Source organism: Modicisalibacter sp. 'Wilcox' (genome assembly GCF_010993675.1).
In the GTDB taxonomy this organism is placed as follows: Bacteria; Pseudomonadota; Gammaproteobacteria; order Pseudomonadales; family Halomonadaceae; genus Modicisalibacter; species Modicisalibacter tunisiensis.
Genome location: NZ_WNXF01000011.1, coordinates 112,729 through 130,694 on the forward strand (window position 1 = coordinate 112,729; position 17,966 = coordinate 130,694).

At 69.1% G+C, this 17,966-nt stretch carries 18 protein-coding genes; 7 read left to right on the plus strand and 11 right to left on the minus strand.

What is annotated here, in order from left to right; translation table 11 throughout:
* Positions 1–16 precede the first annotated feature (16 nt).
* The 6 genes from G7A98_RS11470 to G7A98_RS11495 form a co-directional block, all read right to left on the minus strand.
* Positions 17–1,516, minus strand: a complete 1,500-nt coding sequence (locus G7A98_RS11470; RefSeq protein WP_224416583.1) for a tripartite tricarboxylate transporter permease — start codon at positions 1,514–1,516, stop codon at positions 17–19.
* Positions 1,517–1,550: 34 nt separating this feature from the next.
* Positions 1,551–2,096 (minus strand): tripartite tricarboxylate transporter TctB family protein, encoded by a 546-nt coding sequence (locus G7A98_RS11475; RefSeq protein ID WP_163649810.1) that lies wholly within the window; start codon positions 2,094–2,096, stop codon positions 1,551–1,553.
* The gene (locus tag G7A98_RS11480; RefSeq protein WP_205596263.1) at positions 2,093–3,091 is read right to left on the minus strand and encodes a tripartite tricarboxylate transporter substrate binding protein; all 999 of its coding nucleotides are present in this window, start codon (positions 3,089–3,091) and stop codon (positions 2,093–2,095) included. Before G7A98_RS11480 ends, G7A98_RS11475 begins: the two co-directional genes overlap by 4 nt.
* 87 nt (positions 3,092–3,178) lie before the next feature.
* The gene (locus G7A98_RS11485) at positions 3,179–3,709 is read right to left on the minus strand and encodes a chromate transporter (RefSeq protein WP_163649811.1); all 531 of its coding nucleotides are present in this window, start codon (positions 3,707–3,709) and stop codon (positions 3,179–3,181) included.
* Complete coding sequence (locus G7A98_RS11490; protein ID WP_163649812.1) at positions 3,709–4,269, minus strand: chromate transporter; 561 nt, start codon at positions 4,267–4,269, stop codon at positions 3,709–3,711. Before G7A98_RS11490 ends, G7A98_RS11485 begins: the two co-directional genes overlap by 1 nt.
* A 2-nt stretch (positions 4,270–4,271) precedes the next feature.
* Entirely contained in the window at positions 4,272–5,906 is a 1,635-nt protein-coding gene (locus G7A98_RS11495) for a gamma-glutamyltransferase family protein (protein ID WP_163649813.1), read from the minus strand.
* 140 nt (positions 5,907–6,046) lie between these two features.
* On the opposite strand from G7A98_RS11495, the gene G7A98_RS11500 reads away from it, so the two are divergent.
* The gene (locus G7A98_RS11500) at positions 6,047–6,712 is read left to right on the plus strand and encodes an FCD domain-containing protein (RefSeq protein WP_163649814.1); all 666 of its coding nucleotides are present in this window, start codon (positions 6,047–6,049) and stop codon (positions 6,710–6,712) included.
* 71 nt (positions 6,713–6,783) lie between these two features.
* Here the strand turns inward: G7A98_RS11500 and G7A98_RS11505 are convergent, their stop codons facing one another.
* Positions 6,784–8,088, minus strand: coding sequence for a DEAD/DEAH box helicase (locus tag G7A98_RS11505; protein ID WP_163649815.1), 1,305 nt, complete (start codon positions 8,086–8,088; stop codon positions 6,784–6,786).
* 165 nt (positions 8,089–8,253) lie between these two features.
* On the opposite strand from G7A98_RS11505, the gene G7A98_RS11510 reads away from it, so the two are divergent.
* The 3 genes from G7A98_RS11510 to G7A98_RS11520 all read left to right on the plus strand — a co-directional run bounded on the left by G7A98_RS11510 (position 8,254) and on the right by G7A98_RS11520 (position 9,938).
* Entirely contained in the window at positions 8,254–8,964 is a 711-nt protein-coding gene (locus G7A98_RS11510) for a ZIP family metal transporter (RefSeq protein WP_163649816.1), read from the plus strand.
* A 152-nt stretch (positions 8,965–9,116) separates the two neighbouring features.
* Positions 9,117–9,386 (plus strand): PepSY domain-containing protein, encoded by a 270-nt coding sequence (locus G7A98_RS11515; protein WP_163649817.1) that lies wholly within the window; start codon positions 9,117–9,119, stop codon positions 9,384–9,386.
* A gap of 3 nt (positions 9,387–9,389) precedes the next feature.
* Complete coding sequence (locus G7A98_RS11520; protein WP_163649818.1) at positions 9,390–9,938, plus strand: cytochrome b/b6 domain-containing protein; 549 nt, start codon at positions 9,390–9,392, stop codon at positions 9,936–9,938.
* Positions 9,939–10,028: 90 nt separating this feature from the next.
* Here the strand turns inward: G7A98_RS11520 and G7A98_RS11525 are convergent, their stop codons facing one another.
* Positions 10,029–11,618, minus strand: a complete 1,590-nt coding sequence (locus G7A98_RS11525; RefSeq protein WP_163649819.1) for a glycosyltransferase family 39 protein — start codon at positions 11,616–11,618, stop codon at positions 10,029–10,031.
* A gap of 349 nt (positions 11,619–11,967) precedes the next feature.
* Here G7A98_RS11525 and G7A98_RS11530 point away from each other — a divergent pair, with 349 nt between their 5' ends.
* Complete coding sequence (locus G7A98_RS11530; RefSeq protein ID WP_163649820.1) at positions 11,968–12,702, plus strand: sulfite exporter TauE/SafE family protein; 735 nt, start codon at positions 11,968–11,970, stop codon at positions 12,700–12,702.
* Here the strand turns inward: G7A98_RS11530 and G7A98_RS11535 are convergent.
* On the minus strand, positions 12,689–13,636 hold the full coding sequence (locus tag G7A98_RS11535) for an AraC family transcriptional regulator (RefSeq protein WP_163649821.1): 948 nt from the start codon (positions 13,634–13,636) through the stop codon (positions 12,689–12,691). The genes G7A98_RS11530 and G7A98_RS11535 overlap by 14 nt on opposite strands.
* A 228-nt stretch (positions 13,637–13,864) precedes the next feature.
* Between G7A98_RS11535 and G7A98_RS11540 the strand changes: the two genes are divergently transcribed.
* The gene (locus G7A98_RS11540; protein WP_163649822.1) at positions 13,865–14,926 is read left to right on the plus strand and encodes an NAD(P)-dependent alcohol dehydrogenase; all 1,062 of its coding nucleotides are present in this window, start codon (positions 13,865–13,867) and stop codon (positions 14,924–14,926) included.
* 85 nt (positions 14,927–15,011) lie between these two features.
* On the opposite strand, the gene G7A98_RS11545 is transcribed toward G7A98_RS11540, so the two are convergent.
* Entirely contained in the window at positions 15,012–15,824 is an 813-nt protein-coding gene (locus tag G7A98_RS11545) for an acyl-CoA thioesterase II (RefSeq protein WP_163649823.1), read from the minus strand.
* Positions 15,825–15,881: 57 nt separating this feature from the next.
* Here G7A98_RS11545 and tadA point away from each other — a divergent pair, with 57 nt between their 5' ends.
* Complete coding sequence (tadA, locus tag G7A98_RS11550) at positions 15,882–16,355, plus strand: tRNA adenosine(34) deaminase TadA (protein WP_163649840.1); 474 nt, start codon at positions 15,882–15,884, stop codon at positions 16,353–16,355.
* A gap of 3 nt (positions 16,356–16,358) precedes the next feature.
* Here tadA and mltF read toward each other — a convergent pair whose 3' ends face one another.
* Positions 16,359–17,816, minus strand: a complete 1,458-nt coding sequence (mltF, locus tag G7A98_RS11555) for a membrane-bound lytic murein transglycosylase MltF (RefSeq protein WP_163649824.1) — start codon at positions 17,814–17,816, stop codon at positions 16,359–16,361.
* Positions 17,817–17,966: the final 150 nt, after the last annotated feature.

Below are 17,966 nucleotides of genomic sequence, written 5' to 3' on the forward strand. Positions count from 1 at the left end.
GCAGGCGCATGAAGGCTCAGGTTGCCGGTGCATGCCGCTGACGCAGGCGGTGGCGGATGGCCAGGGCGACGGACACCACGGCCAGTACCAGCAGGATCAGCGAGATCGGTCGCGTGAAGAACAGCGTCCAGTCCTCGTCGGTCATCAGCGCCCGGCGCAGGTTGGTCTCGGCTATGGGGCCGAGGATGACCCCGAGCACCAGCGGCGCCAGCGGGTACTCGAGCTTGCTCAGCACGTAGCCGATGACGCCGACACCCAGCAGCAGGTAGATGTCCGTCACGCGGTTGTTCAGGGCGAAGGCGCCGATCACGCAGCACACCAGTACCACCGGCACGATGATCGAGCGTGGAATGTCGGTCACGCGCAGGAAGAAGCGCATGCTGAACAGGCACACCACCAGCACCATCGCCGCCGCCACCAGCATGGCGGTGAACATGCCATAGACCAGGTCGCCGTGGTCGAGGATAAGACGCGGCCCGACGCCGATTCCGTGCACCATCAGCGAGGCCATGAGCACCGCGTCGACGGCGCTGCCGGGAATGCCCAGCGCGATCATGGGAATCAGCCCGCCGCCCGAGGTGGCCGAGTTGCCGGATTCCGAGGCGATCACGCCCTCCGGGGTACCGGTGCCGAAGCGCTCCGGTGTGGGCGAGGCCCGCCTGGCCTGGTCGTAGGCGAGCAGGTTGGCGATGCTGCCGCCGGCCCCGGGCACCGCGCCGATGAACACCCCGACCAGCGAGGAACGCAACAGGTTGACCGGGTAGGCCAGCGTCTCGCGCATCGCCGTCAGCGGATTGAAGGACACGTCGGCGTTGATCAGGCGCTTGCCCTGCTTGATCTGTTCGGCGTCCTCCACTTCCTGGAGCAGCTGGCTGACTGCGAACATGCCGATCAGTACCACCAGGAACGGAAAGCCGTCGGCCAGCAGGTCGCTGCCGAAGGTGAAGCGGGCCACGCCCATCATCGGGTCGGCGCCGACGGTGGCGATGAACAGCCCCAGCAGCCCGGTCATCAGCCCCTTGAGCATCGACTTGCCGACCAGGCTGGCGACCACGGTCATGGCGAAGATGATCAGCGAGAAGTATTCCCAGGCGCCGAGCTTGACCGCCACCATGGCCAGCGGTGGCGCGGCGATGATCAGGATGACCGCACTCACCAGGGCGCCGAAGAAGGACGACCAGATGCCCAGTGCCAGGGCGCGCCCGGGCTGGCCGCTGCGTGCCATGGGAAAGGCGTCGAAGGTGGTGGCGACCGCGGAAGGCGTGCCGGGGATGCCCAGCAGCGCCGCGCTGATCAGGCCACCCGAGTAGCCGCCCACGTACACCGCCAGCATGGTCGCCACGCCCTGCAGCGGCGCCATGGTGAAGGTCAGCGGCAGGGTCAGCACGATGGCCATGGTAATGGTGAAACCGGGAATGGCCGCGGCGATGACGCCGGCGATCACGCCGAGCAGCATGCTGACCATCGTCCCCAGGGTGAAAAGCTGTTCCACGCCGGAAAGCAGCGTTTCCATCATGGCGAGTCTCCTTTCAAGGATCGCAGGCCTGCGCTCAGCCCAGCGGGCCGCGCGGCAGGCTGATCACGAATACGTCGCGGAAGAGCCAGTCGAGGCCGAACGAAAAGACCCCGGCGATGACCAGCGCGATAATCAGGCTGCGTGGCCGCCGTGCGCCCAGCAGGATCTGCACCAGCAGCAGGAAGGCGAGCGCGGACAGCGGGAAGCCGAGCACCGGGACCGCCAGGCTGAACAGCGCGAACAGGCCCAGGACGCCCATTGCCAGCCGGTGACGCCACAGCCAGTCGCGGACCAGGCCGTGCGGTGGAGCGGCGAGCCGCGGATAGCGTTTCGCCTCCTGCACGATGATGGCCAGGTTGATGACGATCAGCGCACCCAGGACCAGCCGCGGGAAGCTGCCGGCCCCCAGGGGCTCCCACATCGAGGACGGCAGGGAGGCCGACTGGGCGAACAGCCCGACGAACAGCATCGCCAGGGCGGCATTGAGCACGATATGCGCGCGCGCGTTGGCCCGGCCGCTCTTGCCGGCTCCCTCCCGGCCTGCCGGCCGGGGGGAGTGGGTCGTGCTGGCCCGACTCATTTGGCGAGCTTCCCGGCCAGCCGCTCGACGGTGGCATCGGTGGTCTCGAGGTAGTCCGCGTAGGCCTCAGGGCCCATGTAATGCACCTTGGCGCCGGCGTTGGCGACACCGGAGACGAAGTCGGGATCCTCGGACAGGGCCTTGAGGTCCTCGGCCAGGGTATCGATGCGGGCCTGCGGCGTGCCCTTGGGCGCGATGATGCCGCGGATGATGTTCAGCGACAGCTGGTCATAGCCCAGCTCGGCGAAGGTCGGGACGTCCGGCGTCTCGTCCTGGCGCTCCTGGCTGCCGACCGCGAGGAAACGCAGGTCCCCGTTCTTGACGAACTCGCCGCTGGAGGCGATGTCGCCGATCGCCGCGTCGATGTGGCCGCCGACCAGTGCCCGGATGCGGGCACCGGTGCCCTCGAAGCCGACGTAGCGGAACGAAAGATCCTCGGTATCCTCGATCATTGCCGCATGCAGGTGGGGAATGCCGCCGAGCGTGACGCCGACCCGGATTTCCCCGGGATGCTGCTTGGCGTAGTCGACGAATTCGCCGAAGGTCTGCCAGGGGCTGTCGGCATTGACGGTGAGGTACTGGGGCGAGGCGGTCAGCGCCGCGACCGGGGCGAAGTCGTCCCAGTTCAGCGGTGTCAGGCCGGTATGGTTGGCCACCAGCAGGCCCTCGTGCAGCTGGCCCACGCTGTAGCCGTCGGCATCGCGCTGGGACAGCTCCTTGAGGCCGATGGTACCGCTGACCCCGGGCATGTTGATGACCGGCATCGGCTGGCCGAGGTAGGGTTCGGCATGGTTCGAGACCACGCGCATCAGGGTGTCGCTGCCACCACCCGGTGACCAGGGAACGATCAGCTCGACCGGCTTGGCGGGATAATCGCCTTCGGCGGCCAGCGCGCTGCCGGCGGCCAATGCGAGGCTGCCGGCGAGCAGCCCGCCGACGGCCGCTTTCCACGGTTGTTGGGTCATGTGGCGCAGGGTTCGAGACAGGGTAGCCATGCTGTTTGTCCTTGTTGGCTGTGGAATGTTGGCCCCAGCGGGCCGGTCCGGACGGCGCCGGACGCCGCCCGGATGCTCGTCGGCGCGCTAGCCCAGCAGCAGCGCGCCATAACCGAGTCCGAAGCACACCGCGACGGCGGGATGAATCCGTGTCGCGCCCAGCAGCAGCGCCGCCACGCCGCCGATGATCGCCGTGTGCAGGAGGCCGGCACCGGCCAGCCCCTCGTCGAGAAAGCGCCAGGTCAGAAAGGCCATCAGCACCATCACCACCGGGCGCACCCACTGGCTCATCGACTTGACCTTGATCGAGTCGCGGTAGCGATACAGCGTGCCCAGCGCCAGCAGCATCAGCAGCAGCGAGGGCGCCACGGTGGCGAACAGGGCGACGAGGGCGCCGGGAATGCCGCCGACGTCGTAGCCGATGTAGCCGGCCATCTTGGTGGCGATGGGGCTGGGCAGGGCGTTGCCCAGCGCCAGGGTCTCGGCGAAGGTCTGGGCGGTCATCCAGCCGTAGCGGCCCACCACCTCGTTCTCGATCAGCGGGATGATCGCCGGGCCGCCGCCATAGCCGACGATGTTGGGAATGAAGAAGGCGATGAAGAGCTGCCAGTAGAGCATCAGCTGGCCTCCTTGGTGGATTCGCGGCGCTCGGGGCGCAGCAGGGCGGCGACGAGCAGGGCCCCGATCACCAGTCCCGGGTGGATGCCGAGTCCATAGATCAGCACGCCCGCCGCGCCGCCCAGGGCCAGGGTGAGCGCCCAGCCGAGGCCGGCCCGGGACTTGTTGAAGAAGTCCAGCGTCAGCTTGGCCATCATCACCATCACCACGGGTACCACGCCCTGGCCCATGCCCTGGACCCAGCGCTGGTCGCCGTGCCGGGCATAGAGCCCGAGCAGCGCGATCATGGCGACCACGACCGGGGCGACCACGGCGATCACGGCATTGACGGCGCCCAGGGCGCCGCCGACCCGGTAGCCGATGTAGCCGGCCATCTTGGTGGCGATGGGACCGGGCAGGGTGTTGCCGATCGCCAGCACGTCGGCGAAGGCCTCGTCGTCCATCCAGGCGTGGCGCTTGACCACCTCCTGATGCACCAGCGGGATCATCGACGGACCGCCGCCGAAGCCGAACAGGCCGACACGCAGGAAGGCGAGAAACAGCTGTCGTTGCGACGCCATGGTCACTGCACCGCGATGCTGGCGTCGGTGCGCGGTTCGGTCCCGCCGCAGTAGATCCCGGTGTCGGGGTCGCGAATGATCATCTGTCCCCGTCCGAAGCCGCGACTGTCATGCTCGACACGCATGTCATGGCCGCGCTCGGCCATGGCGCGTACCAGGTGCGCGGGGAAATGATGCTCGACGCCGATGCGCCTGCCGCCCATCCATTGCCAGCGGGGCGCGTCGAGCGCGGCCTGCGGATTCAGGCCGAAATCGACCAGGTTGGTCACCACCTGGACGTGGCCCTGGGGCTGCATGAAGCCGCCCATCACCCCGAACGGGCCGAGCGGCATGCCGTCGTCACGGGTCAGAAAGCCGGGGATGATGGTGTGGAAGGTCTTCTTGCCCGGGGCCAGCACGTTGTCGTGCCCGGGGTCGAGGCTGAAGTTGTGGCCGCGGTTCTGCATGGCGATCCCGGTGCCCGGAATCACGACGCCGGAGCCGAAGCCGTGATAGTTGCTCTGGATGAACGACACCATGTTGCCGGCATCGTCGGCGGTGGCCAGGTAGACGGTACCGCCGGCCTGCGGCCGTCCGGGTCGCGGGTCGAGGGCGTGTTCGCCGATCAGGGCGCGCCGCTCCCGGGTGTAGGCGTCGCTCAGCAGCTCGGCGACGTCGTGCGTCATGTGGGCGGGTTCGGTGATATGGGTCTGGCCGTCGACGAAGGCCAGCTTCATCGCCTCGAGCTGGCGGTGCAGCGTCGCCGGGTCGTCGCGCCCGACCGGATCGAAGCCTTCGAGGATGCGCAGGGCCATCAGGGCCACCAGCCCCTGGCCATTGGGGGGAATTTCCCAGACATCTACGCCCCGGTAACGCGCGGCAATCGGCGTGACCCATTCGGGCGCGTAGGCCGCGAGATCCTCGTCCCGCAGGTAGCCGCCGGTGTCGCGGGAGAAGGCGTCGATGCGCTCGGCGAGCTCGCCGCGATAGAAGCTCTCGGCGCGGGTGGCGGCGATCGCCTCCAGGGTGCGGGCCTGGTCCTCGCAGCGGTGCCACTCGCCGGCCCGCGGTGCGCGTCCCGCCGGCGTGAAGGTGTCGAACCAGGCGGCCGTGGCGGGGTCGGTCAGGTGCGAGCGGAAGGTGGACTCGGCACGCTGCCACAGGCTGGCGATGACCGGCGACACGGGAAAGCCGTCGCGGGCCAGGCGGATCGCCGGTTCCAGCAGGGTGGCGAAATCCAGCTTGCCGAAACGGCGTGACAGTTCGGCCCAGGCGGCGGGGGTGCCCGGCACCGTGACCGGGGTCCAGCCGTGGAGCGGCATTTCGGCATGGCCTGCCGCCATCACCGCCTCGCGGGTCAGCGCCTGCGGGGCCTGGCCGCTGGCATTGAGGCCGTGGAGCCGGCCCTTTCCCTGATCGTCATCGGCGATCCAGACCAGCGCGAAGGCATCGCCGCCGATGCCGCAGCCGGTCGGCTCGACCACCGTCAACGCCGCGGCGGTGGCGATGGCGGCATCCACGGCATTGCCGCCGCGGGCGAGCATGTCGCGGCCGATCTGGCTGGCCTGGGGCTGGGAGGCGGCGACCATGCCATGACGGGCGTAGGTGGCACTGCGTTGCGAAGGATACGGGGTGGCGGGGGAAAAGGGCGTCAGCATGCCGTCTCCGATCGATTGTTGTGGTATAAATCGTTATTGATGAAAAAATCGATTTTTAGGGAAATGACTATGGCCCGTGACTGGGATAACGTCAACAGCCTGTTTCTTCGTCACCGCGATCGATCAACGAGAGGGGCCCCATGACCACATCGCCCTCCGCCGGCACCACGGCGTCCAGCCAGGTCTTCGAGGCGCTCAAGCAGGACCTGATACGCGGGCGCTTCGCGGCCGGCGAGAAGCTCGCCATCAGCGCGCTGAAGACGCACTACGGGGTGGGGTTGAGCCCCCTGCGCGAGGCGCTCAACCGGCTGGCGGCCTATGGCCTGCTCGAGCAGGAGAACCAGCGGGGCTTCCGGGTGCCGGCGATGCGTCTCGAGGAACTCGACGATATCGCCGGACTGCGCACGCAGCTGGAATGCATGGCGTTGACCCAGGCGTTCCAGAACGGGGATTCCGAGTGGGAGTCACAGCTGCTGGCGGCGTCGCATCGGCTGCGGCGCTCGGATGAGCAGCCGGATCGGATCGAGGAGTGGGAGCAGGCGCACCTGCGCTTTCACCGGGCGCTGCTGGGGGCCTGCGGGTCACCCTGGCTGCTGCGCTTCATCGGCCAGCTGCATGACCAGTTCGATCGCTATCGGCGCATGGCGCCGCCCAATCCGGGGATTCGCGCCACGCTGGACGGGCAGCACGGCGCGCTGGTGGAGCTGGCGATGGCCCGCGATATCCAGGCCGCCCGTGCCCTGCTGGACACGCATATCCGGCTGTCCCACGAGGTCGCGCGGGGGTGTTGCTCGCCGTCGCCTTGAACGAGGCCCATCGGCACGACGGCGGGCCCATGGCCCGCCGTCGTGCCTTCGGCGTCAGCTGGGGTTACGGCCTATTCGCCGGCCGTGGCCCCATTGCCGCGCCGCCGGTTGCGACCGCCGCGGCGCCGCCGGCGCGGCCGCTGGCGGTTGTCCTCCTCGGGGCGTGAGGCAGTGCCGGGGCCGGGCCGGGGCGGGCTCCGGCGTGTGGCGGGCTTGCGGTCGGCGTCGGGGGTGTCGACGGCCTGGCCCGGCTCGAAGCCGCTGACCGGGTGGCGCGGCAGGTTGCGCTTGATCAGCCGCTCGATGCCGGCGAGTTCCTTGCATTCTTCCTTGCATACCAGCGATACCGCCTGCCCGCTGGCGCCGGCCCGCCCGGTGCGGCCGATGCGGTGGACGTAGTCCTCGGCGACGTTGGGCAGCTCGAAGTTGACCACCTGCGGCAGCTGGTCGATATCCAGCCCGCGGGCGGCGATGTCGGTGGCCACCAGCACGCGGATCTCGCCGGACTTGAAGCCGCCGAGCGCCTTGGTGCGGGCACTCTGGCTCTTGTTGCCGTGAATCGCCGCGGCCTCGATGCCGTCGGCCTCGAGCTGGCGAGTCAGCTTGTTGGCGCCGTGCTTGGTGCGGGTGAACACCAGCACCTGCTCCCAGCCCTCGCTGTGGATCAGGTGGCTGAGCAGCGCCGGCTTGCGCGGCTTGTCCACCGGGCAGACCCACTGGTTCACCGTGGCCGCGGTGGTGTTGCGCGGCGCGACGTCGACCTCCACCGGCTCGTCGACCAGGCCCTTGGCGAGGCGGCGGATCTCGTCGGAGAAGGTGGCCGAGAACATCAGCGTCTGGCGCCGGGCCGGCAGCACCTTGAGGATCCGGCGGATGTCGTGGATGAAGCCCATGTCGAGCATGCGGTCGGCTTCATCGAGGATCAGTACCTCGAGGGCGTCGAAGTTCACGGCCTGCTGGCCGTGCAGGTCGAGCAGGCGGCCGGGTGTGGCGACCAGCACGTCGACACCGCGCTTGAGCGCGGCGATCTGCGGATTGATCTTGACCCCGCCGAAGACCACGGTGCTGGTCAGCGGCAGGTGCTTGCCGTAGGTGGCCACGCTCTCGCCGACCTGGGCGGCCAGCTCGCGGGTCGGTGTGAGCACCAGGGCACGGACCTGGCGTGGACGGGCGCGCTGGCCCTCCTTGAGCCGCTCGAGCAGCGGCAGGGTAAAGCCGGCGGTCTTGCCGGTGCCGGTCTGGGCGGCGGCCATCACGTCGCGGCCTTCCAGTACGGCGGGAATCGCCTTGGCCTGAATCGGCGAGGGGGTGTCGTAGCCCTGTTCGGCCACGGCCTTCAGCAGCGGGGCGGACAGCCCCAGGGAAGCAAAGCTCATGGAATCTCTCGGTGGCTGCAGGATGGGGCCGGCGCGAAGGTGCCGGCGGGGCAGCGGGCCTGCAGCTTAACGGATAAGTCGCGCCGCGGCCAGCGAGGGCGTCGTGTGCGGCGGGGTCGTGGCATACTCGGGCCTCGTCTCGAACCGGAGGGAGCGGCACGCGTCATGGATATCCTTGCCACCATCGTCACCATCGCCTGGCTGTCCGGGCTGTGCGCCTTCGCCGGCGGGCTGGGCGCACGATTCAGCGGCCGGGCCCGGACGGCGACCCAGCAGGAGCTGATGCACGGCATCGTGGCCTTCGGGGGCGGCATCCTGGTGGCGGCGGTGGCCTTCGCGCTGATTCCCGAGGGCATGGAGGTGCTGCCGCCGGCCGGCCTGGCGGTGGCCTTTCTGGTCGGGGGCGGGCTGTTCTGCGTGATCGATGCCTACCTCGAGCGACGCGGCGGCAACTGGGCGCAGTTCATGGCGCTGCTGATGGACTTCGTGCCCGAGGCGATCTCGCTGGGCGCGGTGTTCGGGCACGATCGGCGCCTGGGAACGCTGCTGGCGGCCTTCATCGGTCTGCAGAACCTGCCGGAAGGCTTCAACGCCTTTCGCGACATGCGCCACCTGGGGATGTCCTCCCGCCGGATCCTGCTGGTGCTGCTGGCGGTGAGCGTGCTGGGGCCGCTGGCGGCGGTGCTGGGCTATCTGTTCCTAGAGGATCGGCCGGCGCTGACCGCCGCGATCATGGCCTTCGCCGGGGGCGGGATCCTCTATCTGGTCTTTCAGGACATCGCACCGCAGTCGCGGATGCGCAATCACTGGACCCCGCCGCTGGGCGCGGTGATGGGCTTCATGATCGGTATGCTGGGCAACGTGCTGGTGGTGTGATGCCCGGGTTCGGCCAGGCCAGGCCCGGCCAGGCCGCACCGCGCGCCGTCATCGCTTCGTCATTCTCCTCTTAAGCCATCGTTCAGCTTGGGGCTCTAGCGTGGGCACGGTCACCGCGCGTGACACCAATAACACCCTGAGAGGAGATTTCCATGAAGACGACCGTGCTGACGGCAACCGCCCTCGCCGCCCTGACCCTGGCCGGCAGCGCCCTGGCCGGCGATCGCTGCCAGGTGCCCAAGGACCAGTGGCAGCCCCAGAGCGCTCTGGAACAGCAGCTCTCGGCGAAGGGCTGGGACATCAAGCGAGTCAAGCAGGAAGAGGGCTGCTACGAGGTCTACGCGCTGGATGCCGACGGCCATCGCCGTGAAGTCTACTTCAATCCCAGGACGCTGGCCCCGGTCGGGGGCGAGGACGACTGATCCATGACCCACGAGACTGCCACCATCAAGGTCTGGGACCTGTGGACGCGCCTCTTTCACTGGAGTCTGGTGACCGCCTTCGCCACCGCCTGGCTGACGTCGGGCGTCTGGCAGACGGTCCACGAGTGGGCGGGCTACAGCGTCGCCGCCCTGATCGCCTGGCGGTTGCTGTGGGGTCTGGTGGGGCCGCACCACGTGCGGTTCCGCCACTTCATCGCCTCGCCGGGTGCGGCGCTGGGTCATCTGAAGGCGATGGCACGCCGCCGGGAACCGCGCTACCTCGGTCACAATCCGGCCGGGGGGCTGATGATCGCCGTGCTGCTGGCGGGGCTGGCCGCGCAGGCGCTCACCGGCTGGCTGCAGACCACCGACGCCTTCTGGGGCGTGGCCTGGGTGCAGGAGACTCACCAGTTCCTGGGCAACGCCCTGCTGGCACTGGTCGGCCTGCACGTGGCCGGGGTGATCGCCTCGAGCTGGCAGCATCGCGAGAACCTGGCGCGCTCGATGGTGACCGGCCACAAGCGGGCGCCGGGGCCGGATGATATCGCCTGACGCTGCCCGGTGAACGAATCGCGAGTTGTGCCTGACGACAGGGCCCGGCGGATGCCGGGCCCTTTCGTGTTCGGGGGCGGAGGGGGTGGCTCAGCGGTCGAGCAGGCCGTAGCGGGCGGTGGGCATCAGCACCAGGACGCTGCCGCGGTAGGGCTGGGTGAACAGCGCCGCGTCACGCTGGGCGGGCGAGACCTCGTCGAGCACCTCGATCAGCGCGCCCTGCGGGTGGTCGGCACTCCAGGCGGCGACCTCGTCGGAGTCGATCACGGCCATGTCGTGGGTGAGGCGGCCGAGGAAGCGGAACTGGTCGGCATAGTCGCCGATATAGGCGACCGGCACGCCCTGCTGTTGCTGATGGCCGATCTCGCGGGCGATCGGCGTGACGTCGTAGTAGCGGGTCAGCGCCGGCGACAACCCCACCAGCAGGGCCAGCAGGCTCAGCGGCCAGGCCAGCGTCATGACCACGCGCCGGGGGTGCAGGCTCAGCCAGGCGATGAACGCCAGCGGCACCAGCGCCAGAAGACGCGTGGCATTGGACAGGGGGGCTAGCGGATAGAAGCGCTGGGCGATCTCGGGCAGGGCGAGCATCAGGCCGGCGAGCACCAGCAGCAGGATACGGTAGAGCCAGGTGCGACGGGGCGGATGGCGCTCGATCTGACCGGCCACCCAGATCGCCAGGAAGGGCAGGGCCGGCATCAGGTAGTGGATCTGCTTGCCGCTGACCAGGCTCAGGATCGCCAGCGGCGGCAGGCAGCCCCACAGGGCGAAACGCTCGAGCGAACCACCGGCTAGCGGACGCCGCCACAGCCAGACGGTCGGCCAGGGCAGGGTCAGCAGCGGCAGCAGCGGCAGGTACCAGTACCAGGGGCGGGCATGGTCGAAGGCGTTGGCCACGCGCCCCGCAGACTGGCCCCAGAAGATCGCCTCGGCATAGGCGGGGCCGCCATCGATCGCGGCGGGAATGGCCCAGGCGAGCACCACGGCGGCACCGAGCAGGGTGGCCGGCAGGATCGCCCAGTAGTGGCGGGCGCCGATGGTCACACCCTCGGCGCGCCAGAAGCGCATGCTCAGGGTCAGCGGCAGCCAGTAGATGAGGATCACCGGCCCCTTGGCGAGCAGGGCCAGTCCCAGGCCGAAGCCGGCCAGCCAGACCCAGCGACGATCGTCGCGGTGCACGTAGCGCACCCAGCCCAGCACCGCGACCAGGAAGCAGGTGGTCAGCAGGATGTCGAACATGCTCAGGGCCATGTAGACGAACCACATGGTCATGGCCAGCAGCACCGGCGGCGCCCAGCGCATGCCCGGCGCCTGTGACTCGGGCCACTCGCGCTGGATGGCCACCAGCAGCGGGAAGGCCAGCAGGCCGACGGCCGGCACCGCCAGGCGGGCCACGACATCGCTGGTGCCGAACAGCGCCCAGCCGGCCTGAATCACCCAGAACAGCAGCGGCGGCTTGTGGGCGTAGGTCTCGCCGTTGAGCAGCGGGACCAGGAAGCTGTGGTGCTGCCACATCTCCCAGGCCACCGAGAGATAGCGCGTCTCGTCGATGGGCATCAACGGCAGGTGGGTGACCCGGATCACGGCGACCGCGATGGCGGTGACCAGGGTCAGCAGCAGGCCCGATTGCCAGGTACGGATCTGGGGCCAGGACGACAGGCGAGTGGATAGGGATCGAAGCATCGAAGTTCCCGCGATGGCAAGATGAGGTGGCGACAGGGTGGGCACGAATTCTTAACGACAGCTTAGCGATTGTCCGCGGCCGACCTGCAGGGGCCATTATCGTGCCGCGGCGCGCGCGAGAAGGCGAGCTCAGCCCCCGCAAACGGCGTGTTTTCGTGCGATTCTTCCGCGCCCTGCCGGCGTGCGGCGGATTGTACCCCGGGGCGACGAGACGCGCGCCAGCGTCCGCTCGGTCGCGAGCGAGGCGCTGCGGGGCCCGGTGCCCGATGCCCGGTGGTAGCATGGCCAGTCTAGCCCATGCCGATGGTGCGTCGCCGTTGCCATCGGCCCGCCGAGGAGCCCCGACGTCGTGACGCTTCCCCTGACCGCCGCCTTCTTCGCTGTCGTCTTCCTGACCTCGACGCTGTCGGGCATCTTCGGCATGGCCGGCGGCCTGATCCTGCTGGGGTGCCTGCTGCTGGCGCTGCCGGCCAGCGTGGCAATCGTCGTGCATGGCGTCATCCAGCTGGCCTCCAACGGCTCACGGGCCTGGCTGTCGCGCCGCTACATCGCGCCGCGCATCGTCGCCCTGATCGCCTCCGGAGGCGCCGTCTCGGCCGTGGTGCTGGCCTGGCTGGGCTATCACCCGGATGTCACCATCGTGTCGCTGCTGATCGGCGTGATGCCGGTGCTGGTGTGGATCCCCCGGCGCTGGTTCCACTTCGATGCCTCGCGACCCGGGCACGCCCTGGCCTGCGGGGTGATCGCCGGGGGCCTGACCATCGCCGCCGGGGTGTCCGGGCCGACCATCGATTTGTTCTTCATTCGCACCGGCATGGATCGTCGCCAGATCGTCGCCACCAAGGCAGCTGTCCAGGTGATCGCCCATGCCATCAAGATCATCTTCTACGCCGGCTCGGCCCTGGCGCTGAGCGCCGACCAGTGGGGGGCCATCGCGCTGGCCGTGCCGGTGGCCTTCCTCGGTACGCGCGCGGGCAACGGCGTCCTGCGGCGGCTCAGCAATGCCCACTTTCGCTACTGGACGCGCTGGATCGTCACCGTGGTGGGGGCGGTCTACCTGATCCAGGGGCTCATGGCCCTGTGATGCCGGCGGCGTCGAGCGGGCGGCGGCGCTCCGTGCCGGGGCTGACGCCGAAGTAGCGCTTGTAGTCGCGGCTGAACTGCGAGGGGCTCTGGTAGCCCACCGCGGTCGCGGTACGCCCGACCTGCCAGCCCTGCTGGTCGAGCAGCGAGCGCGCCTTGAGCAGGCGCAGGCGCTTGAGGTACTGCATCGGCGCCAGGTGCGTGGTGCGCTTGAAATGATGGTGAAAGTGCGAGGCGCTCATGCTGACCTGCTCGGCGAGGTGATCCACCGTCAGCGGCCGGGCGTAGTGGCGGTGCAGGAAATCCAGCGCCTCGCCGATGCGCGCGTACTGGCCGGAGGTGGCCAGCAGCTGCAGCAGCGACTCGCCCTGAGGGCCGCGCAGGGCCTCGAAGACCACTTCGCGCAGGCGGGCCTCGCCGAGCGTCTCGGCGAGCAGCGGGTCGTACAGGCAGTCGAGCAGGCGGGTGACGTTTTCCGCCATGCGCCCCTCCAGGGGCACGGCCGCCATCGGCGTCGGCGGACCGGCGGGGCGTTCCTGCCCGGCCCTGAGCCAGGGGCGGGCCAGCTCGCCGAGCATCAGCCGATCCAGGCGGATCGACACGCCCAGCAGCGGCTCCCGGTCGCTGGCCTGGGTCTCGCACTCGAAGGGCAGCGGCAGGGCCTGGACCAGGTAGTGGCCGGCGCCGTAGTGAATCACGCGCTCGTTCAGGTAGCCGATCTTGCCGCCCTGAACGATGATGATCAGGCTGGGCTCGTAGATCAGCGGCGTGCGCGCGTGGCCGCAGTGCGAGGCGATCAGCTGCACGCCCGGCAGGGCGGTGGGCAAAAAGCCGTCGCCGTCGACGAGCGGGGCGATCAGTGCGGCCATGTGCTGGAGCCGGGCCGGGGTCGCGGTGGCCGGCGACGCGTCGGGGGAGGCGGTGAGCGTGGTCATCGACGAGCCTGTGGGTTGGCGATCAAGGGCCTCAGGATAGCGTACTCGTGAGCAGAAAATCTGCCGTTTTCCGGCATATGACCGGGAGGCTGCGGAGTATCGGGCATGAATCGTACAGAATTCGGCATGGCCGGAGGCGGAGTCATGAACCACACTGTGCGGCGTTGTTCGTCCCGTTTGCCGGCTGCCGTGGCCGGCGGGCTCCATGATCCAACAGGGAGTGACTTCATGGCCAATGCCAAGGGTTATGCCGCCCATTCCGCCGAATCGGCGCTCGAGCCGTATGCCTTCGACCGTCGCGAGCCGCGTCCCGATGACGTCTCGATCGATATTCTCTACTGCGGCGTCTGCCACAGCGACCTGCACTTCGCCCGCGACGACTGGGGCATGGCGGCCTACCCGGTGGTGCCGGGCCACGAGATCGTCGGCCGCGTGACCGCCGTGGGCAGCGACGTCAAGCACTACAAGGAGGGCGACCTGGTCGGCGTGGGCTGCATGGTCGACTCCTGCCGCCATTGCCAGGCCTGCGACGACGGCCTGGAGCAGTACTGCGCCGAAGGCTTCACCATGACCTACGGCAGCGAGGACCGTCACGACGGCACGCTGACCCAGGGCGGCTATTCCGACAAGGTCGTGGTCAGCGAGCGTTTCGTGCTGCGCATGCCGGAAGGCATCGACCTGAAGTCCGCCGCGCCGCTGCTGTGCGCCGGCATCACCACCTACTCGCCGCTCAAGCACTACGGCGTCAAGCCGGGCGACAAGGTCGGGGTGATCGGCATGGGCGGCCTGGGCCACATGGGGGTCAAGCTGGCCAAGGCGCTGGGGGCCGAGGTGACGATCTTCACCCGCTCCGAGAGCAAGGTGGCCGAGGCGAAATCCAACGGCGCCGATCATGTGGTGGTCTCCACCGACGAGGAGCAGATGGCGGCGGTCGCCGAGACCTTCGACTTCATGCTCGATACCGTGCCCAACGAGCACGACCTGAACCCCTACCTGCAGGCGCTGACCTACGATGGCACGCACATCCTGGTCGGCCAGATGCAGCCGCTGGAGCCCGGTGTGGCGGGTGCCAACCTGATCTTCCGGCGCCGCGTGCTGGCCGGCTCGCTGATCGGCGGCATCCCCGAGACTCAGGAAGTGCTCGACTTCTGTGCCGAGAAGGGCATCACCTGCGACGTCGAGATGATCGACATCCAGGACATCAACGAGGCCTGGGAGCGCATGAAGGCGGGTGACGTGCGCTATCGCTTCGTCATCGACATGGCCTCGCTGAAGAAGGACGCGGCCTGAACCGCGACCGTCTCACCGGCGATGACACGCAGCGGCCGGCCCTTCGGGGCCGGCCGCTGGCGTTTCGGCGGAGGTCGCGGGGACATCAGGCGTCCTTGAGCCGTACCAGCCCCTCCTGCGCCGACGAGGCGACCAGCCGGCCGGCCCGGTCGAAGAGGCTGCCGCGGGCGAAACCGAGCGCGCCGCCGGCCCGGGGGCTTGCCATGTCGTAGAGCAGCCAGTCGTTGATCGGCGCGTCGCGGTGGAACCACAGGGCGTGGTCGAGACTGGCGATGCGCAGCCGCGGGTCGCCGAAGCGGGTGCCGTGGCCGATCAGGCTGGTGGTCAGCAGGTTGAAGTCCGAGCTGTAGGCCAGCAGGTAGCGGTGCAGGATGGCGTCGTCGGGCAGCTCGCCGGCCAGGCGGAACCACAGCCGCTGGGTGGGCATGCCGTCGCGTTCGCCGTCCGGCAGGTGCAGGAACTCCACGGGATGGCCGTCGAAGCGCTGCGGTTCGGCGCCCTCGGCGATCAGGGTGTCGGGATCGGCGACGTCGGGCCGGCGCGCCTGGTGGGCGAAGCCGGGCTCGTCGACATGGAACGAGGCGCTGCAGAAGAAGATCGTGCGGCCGTGCTGGGTGGCGCTGATCCGGCGCGTGGAGAAGCTGCCGCCGTCGCGCACCCGGTCCACCTGATAGATCACCGGATGGTGGGCGTCGCCGGCGAGCAGGAAGTAGCCGTGCAGGGAATGCACGCGGCGTGCCGGGTCGACGGTCTGGCTGGCGGCGGAGAGCGCCTGACCGAGGACCTGGCCGCCGAACAGCTGGGGAAAGCCGAGATCCTGGCTGCGCCCCCGGAACAGGTTCTCCTCGAGCATCTCCAGGCCCAGCAGCGAGACCAGGCCGTCGAGTGCGTGTGTCATGGGTGTTCTCCCGGCGTGTAAGCTATGTCCATCGACAGGATACCCGAGACCCCGTTCATGCGCAGCGACACCTACTACATGCACCGTGCCCTGGACCAGGCCCGCGAGGCGCTGTCACGCGACGAGGTGCCGGTGGGGGCGGTGGTGGTGGATGCCGTCGGCGAGCTGATCGGCGCCGGCTACAACGCCCCGGTCGGCGCTCACGATCCCAGTGCCCATGCCGAGATTCGCGCGCTGCGCGCCGCCGCCGAGCGAGCCGCCAACTATCGCCTGGAGGGCTGCACCCTGTACGTGACGCTCGAGCCCTGCCTGATGTGCACCGGGGCGATCATCAACGCGCGGCTGGCGCGCGTGGTGTACGGTGCCGCGGAGCCCCGGACCGGCATGGTGGAGTCCCGCGCCAACCTGTTCGCCCAGCCGTGGTTCAATCACCGGGTGGTGGTGGAGGGCGGCGTGCTGGCGACCCGGGCGCGGCGGCTGATGCAGGACTTCTTCGCCGTGCGGCGTGAGCCGGAAGGCGGCGCGGGATGAGTGCTACAGGACCGGCGGCACCACGTCGAACAGCTGCTGGGTGTCCGCGTCGCCGGGCGCGCGCTGGTTGAGCTGGAAGAACTGCTGCTCGCTGCGCTCCATGTAGTTGAGAATCTCGTAGTAGCGGCGGATGTTGCGCACGTAGATCACCGGCTCGCCGCCCCGCGCGTAGCCGTGGCGGACCTGGCTGTACCACTCGCGCTTCTGCAGCAGGGGCAGGGCCTTGCGCACGTCGGGCCAGGCGTAGGGGTCGTCGCCGCGCATGTCGGCGATCTTCTGGGCATCGTAGAGATGCCCCAGGCCGACGTTGTAGGCGGCCAGCGCCATCCACAGGCGGTCCTGGCCCTGGATCTCGGGCTGCAGGCGCTGTTCCATCTCGCGCAGGTAGCGGGCGCCGCCCTCGATGCTCTGGGCGGGGTCGAGGCGGTTGTCGATGCCCACCTCCTGGGCGGTACGTTCGGTGAGCATCATCAGGCCGCGCACGCCGGTCGGCGAGGTGGCCCGGGGCTTCCAGTGGGACTCCTGGTAGCCCAGGGCGGCGAGCAGCTTCCAGTCGAAGCCGGTGTCCTTGGCGGCGGCGACGAAGTCGTCCTTGTAGTCGTCGAGGCGCTGGTTGGCCTGCTGGATGAAGGTACGGGCGCCGACGTATTCCAGGTAGTCATCGTGGCCGAAGTAGCGATTGATCAGGGTGTCCAGCGTGCCGCTGCCCTGCATGGCGTCGAGGAAGGCATTGACCCGGCGCAGCAGGGCCAGGCCGCCGCTGGCGGGCAGGGCCCAGGCCAGGCTCAGCGGGTCGCCGATCAAAAAGCCGTTTTCCACCCCGGGGAAGAACAGGCGATTGAGCTTGAACTGGTGCGCGTAGATCACCGCGGCGTCCAGTTCGCCGTTTTCCACCATGCTCAGCAGGTCGGCCACCTCCAGGTCCGCGGATTCCTTCCAGCTCAGCTTTGTCAGCCGGGATTGCAGCTCGCGCAGCACCAGGCTGGCGCCCGAGCCCTTGATCACGCCGATGGAGTGCCCGATCAGATCCTCGGGCGCGTCGATCGGCGGCAGGCCACGCCGATAAACCACCAGTGGCTGCAGCGTCATGATCGCGCGGCTGAAGTTCACGCCGGGCAGGCTCGGATCCAGGGGCAGGGCGGCCGCGCCCAGGTCGGCGTCGCCGTCGCGCACCGCCGCGATCACATCGCCGATGTTGCCGTCGCTGTCCAGTGCCAGGCTGACGCCGAGCCGATCCGCGAAGCGCCGTGCCAGCTCGAACTCGAAGCCGGTCGGCCCCTGGCGCCCCTGGTAGTAAGTGGTCGGGGTGTTGCGGGTGGCCACCTGCAGGAAGTCGCGGTCTCGAATCGACGCGAGCAGGGTATCATCGGGCGGCGCCTGCCGGATGGGCCAGCCCAGCAGCATGGCACCCAGCCCGGCCAGCGCGGTACGGCGCGGGTGGCGAGCGAAAGCCTTGAGCATGTTTTCAATTGGTTACAGTGGACGGCTTACCATACCCGGCGGCCGGGAAACTGTCATCTCGGGCGTTTCCACGCCGCCGCGGATTTCTCGATATCCCGCCTTTCCAGTATCATGGGTGTTCATTGCCGCCGCCGCGGCGACCATCTTTCG

Bases quoted from the DNA above. Each gene is read 5' to 3' on its own strand.
- G7A98_RS11470 (WP_224416583.1), bottom strand. From the start codon at position 1,516: ATGATGGAAACGCTGCTTTCCGGCGTGGAACAGCTTTTCACCCTGGGG.
- G7A98_RS11475 (WP_163649810.1), bottom strand. From the start codon at position 2,096: ATGAGTCGGGCCAGCACGACCCACTCCCCCCGGCCGGCAGGCCGGGAG.
- G7A98_RS11480 (WP_205596263.1), bottom strand. From the start codon at position 3,091: ATGGCTACCCTGTCTCGAACCCTGCGCCACATGACCCAACAACCGTGG.
- G7A98_RS11485 (WP_163649811.1), bottom strand. From the start codon at position 3,709: ATGCTCTACTGGCAGCTCTTCATCGCCTTCTTCATTCCCAACATCGTC.
- G7A98_RS11490 (WP_163649812.1), bottom strand. From the start codon at position 4,269: ATGGCGTCGCAACGACAGCTGTTTCTCGCCTTCCTGCGTGTCGGCCTG.
- G7A98_RS11495 (WP_163649813.1), bottom strand. From the start codon at position 5,906: ATGCTGACGCCCTTTTCCCCCGCCACCCCGTATCCTTCGCAACGCAGT.
- G7A98_RS11500 (WP_163649814.1), top strand. From the start codon at position 6,047: ATGACCACATCGCCCTCCGCCGGCACCACGGCGTCCAGCCAGGTCTTC.
- G7A98_RS11505 (WP_163649815.1), bottom strand. From the start codon at position 8,088: ATGAGCTTTGCTTCCCTGGGGCTGTCCGCCCCGCTGCTGAAGGCCGTG.
- G7A98_RS11510 (WP_163649816.1), top strand. From the start codon at position 8,254: ATGGATATCCTTGCCACCATCGTCACCATCGCCTGGCTGTCCGGGCTG.
- G7A98_RS11515 (WP_163649817.1), top strand. From the start codon at position 9,117: ATGAAGACGACCGTGCTGACGGCAACCGCCCTCGCCGCCCTGACCCTG.
- G7A98_RS11520 (WP_163649818.1), top strand. From the start codon at position 9,390: ATGACCCACGAGACTGCCACCATCAAGGTCTGGGACCTGTGGACGCGC.
- G7A98_RS11525 (WP_163649819.1), bottom strand. From the start codon at position 11,618: ATGCTTCGATCCCTATCCACTCGCCTGTCGTCCTGGCCCCAGATCCGT.
- G7A98_RS11535 (WP_163649821.1), bottom strand. From the start codon at position 13,636: ATGACCACGCTCACCGCCTCCCCCGACGCGTCGCCGGCCACCGCGACC.
- G7A98_RS11540 (WP_163649822.1), top strand. From the start codon at position 13,865: ATGGCCAATGCCAAGGGTTATGCCGCCCATTCCGCCGAATCGGCGCTC.
- G7A98_RS11545 (WP_163649823.1), bottom strand. From the start codon at position 15,824: ATGACACACGCACTCGACGGCCTGGTCTCGCTGCTGGGCCTGGAGATG.
- tadA (WP_163649840.1), top strand. From the start codon at position 15,882: ATGCGCAGCGACACCTACTACATGCACCGTGCCCTGGACCAGGCCCGC.
- mltF (WP_163649824.1), bottom strand. From the start codon at position 17,816: ATGCTCAAGGCTTTCGCTCGCCACCCGCGCCGTACCGCGCTGGCCGGG.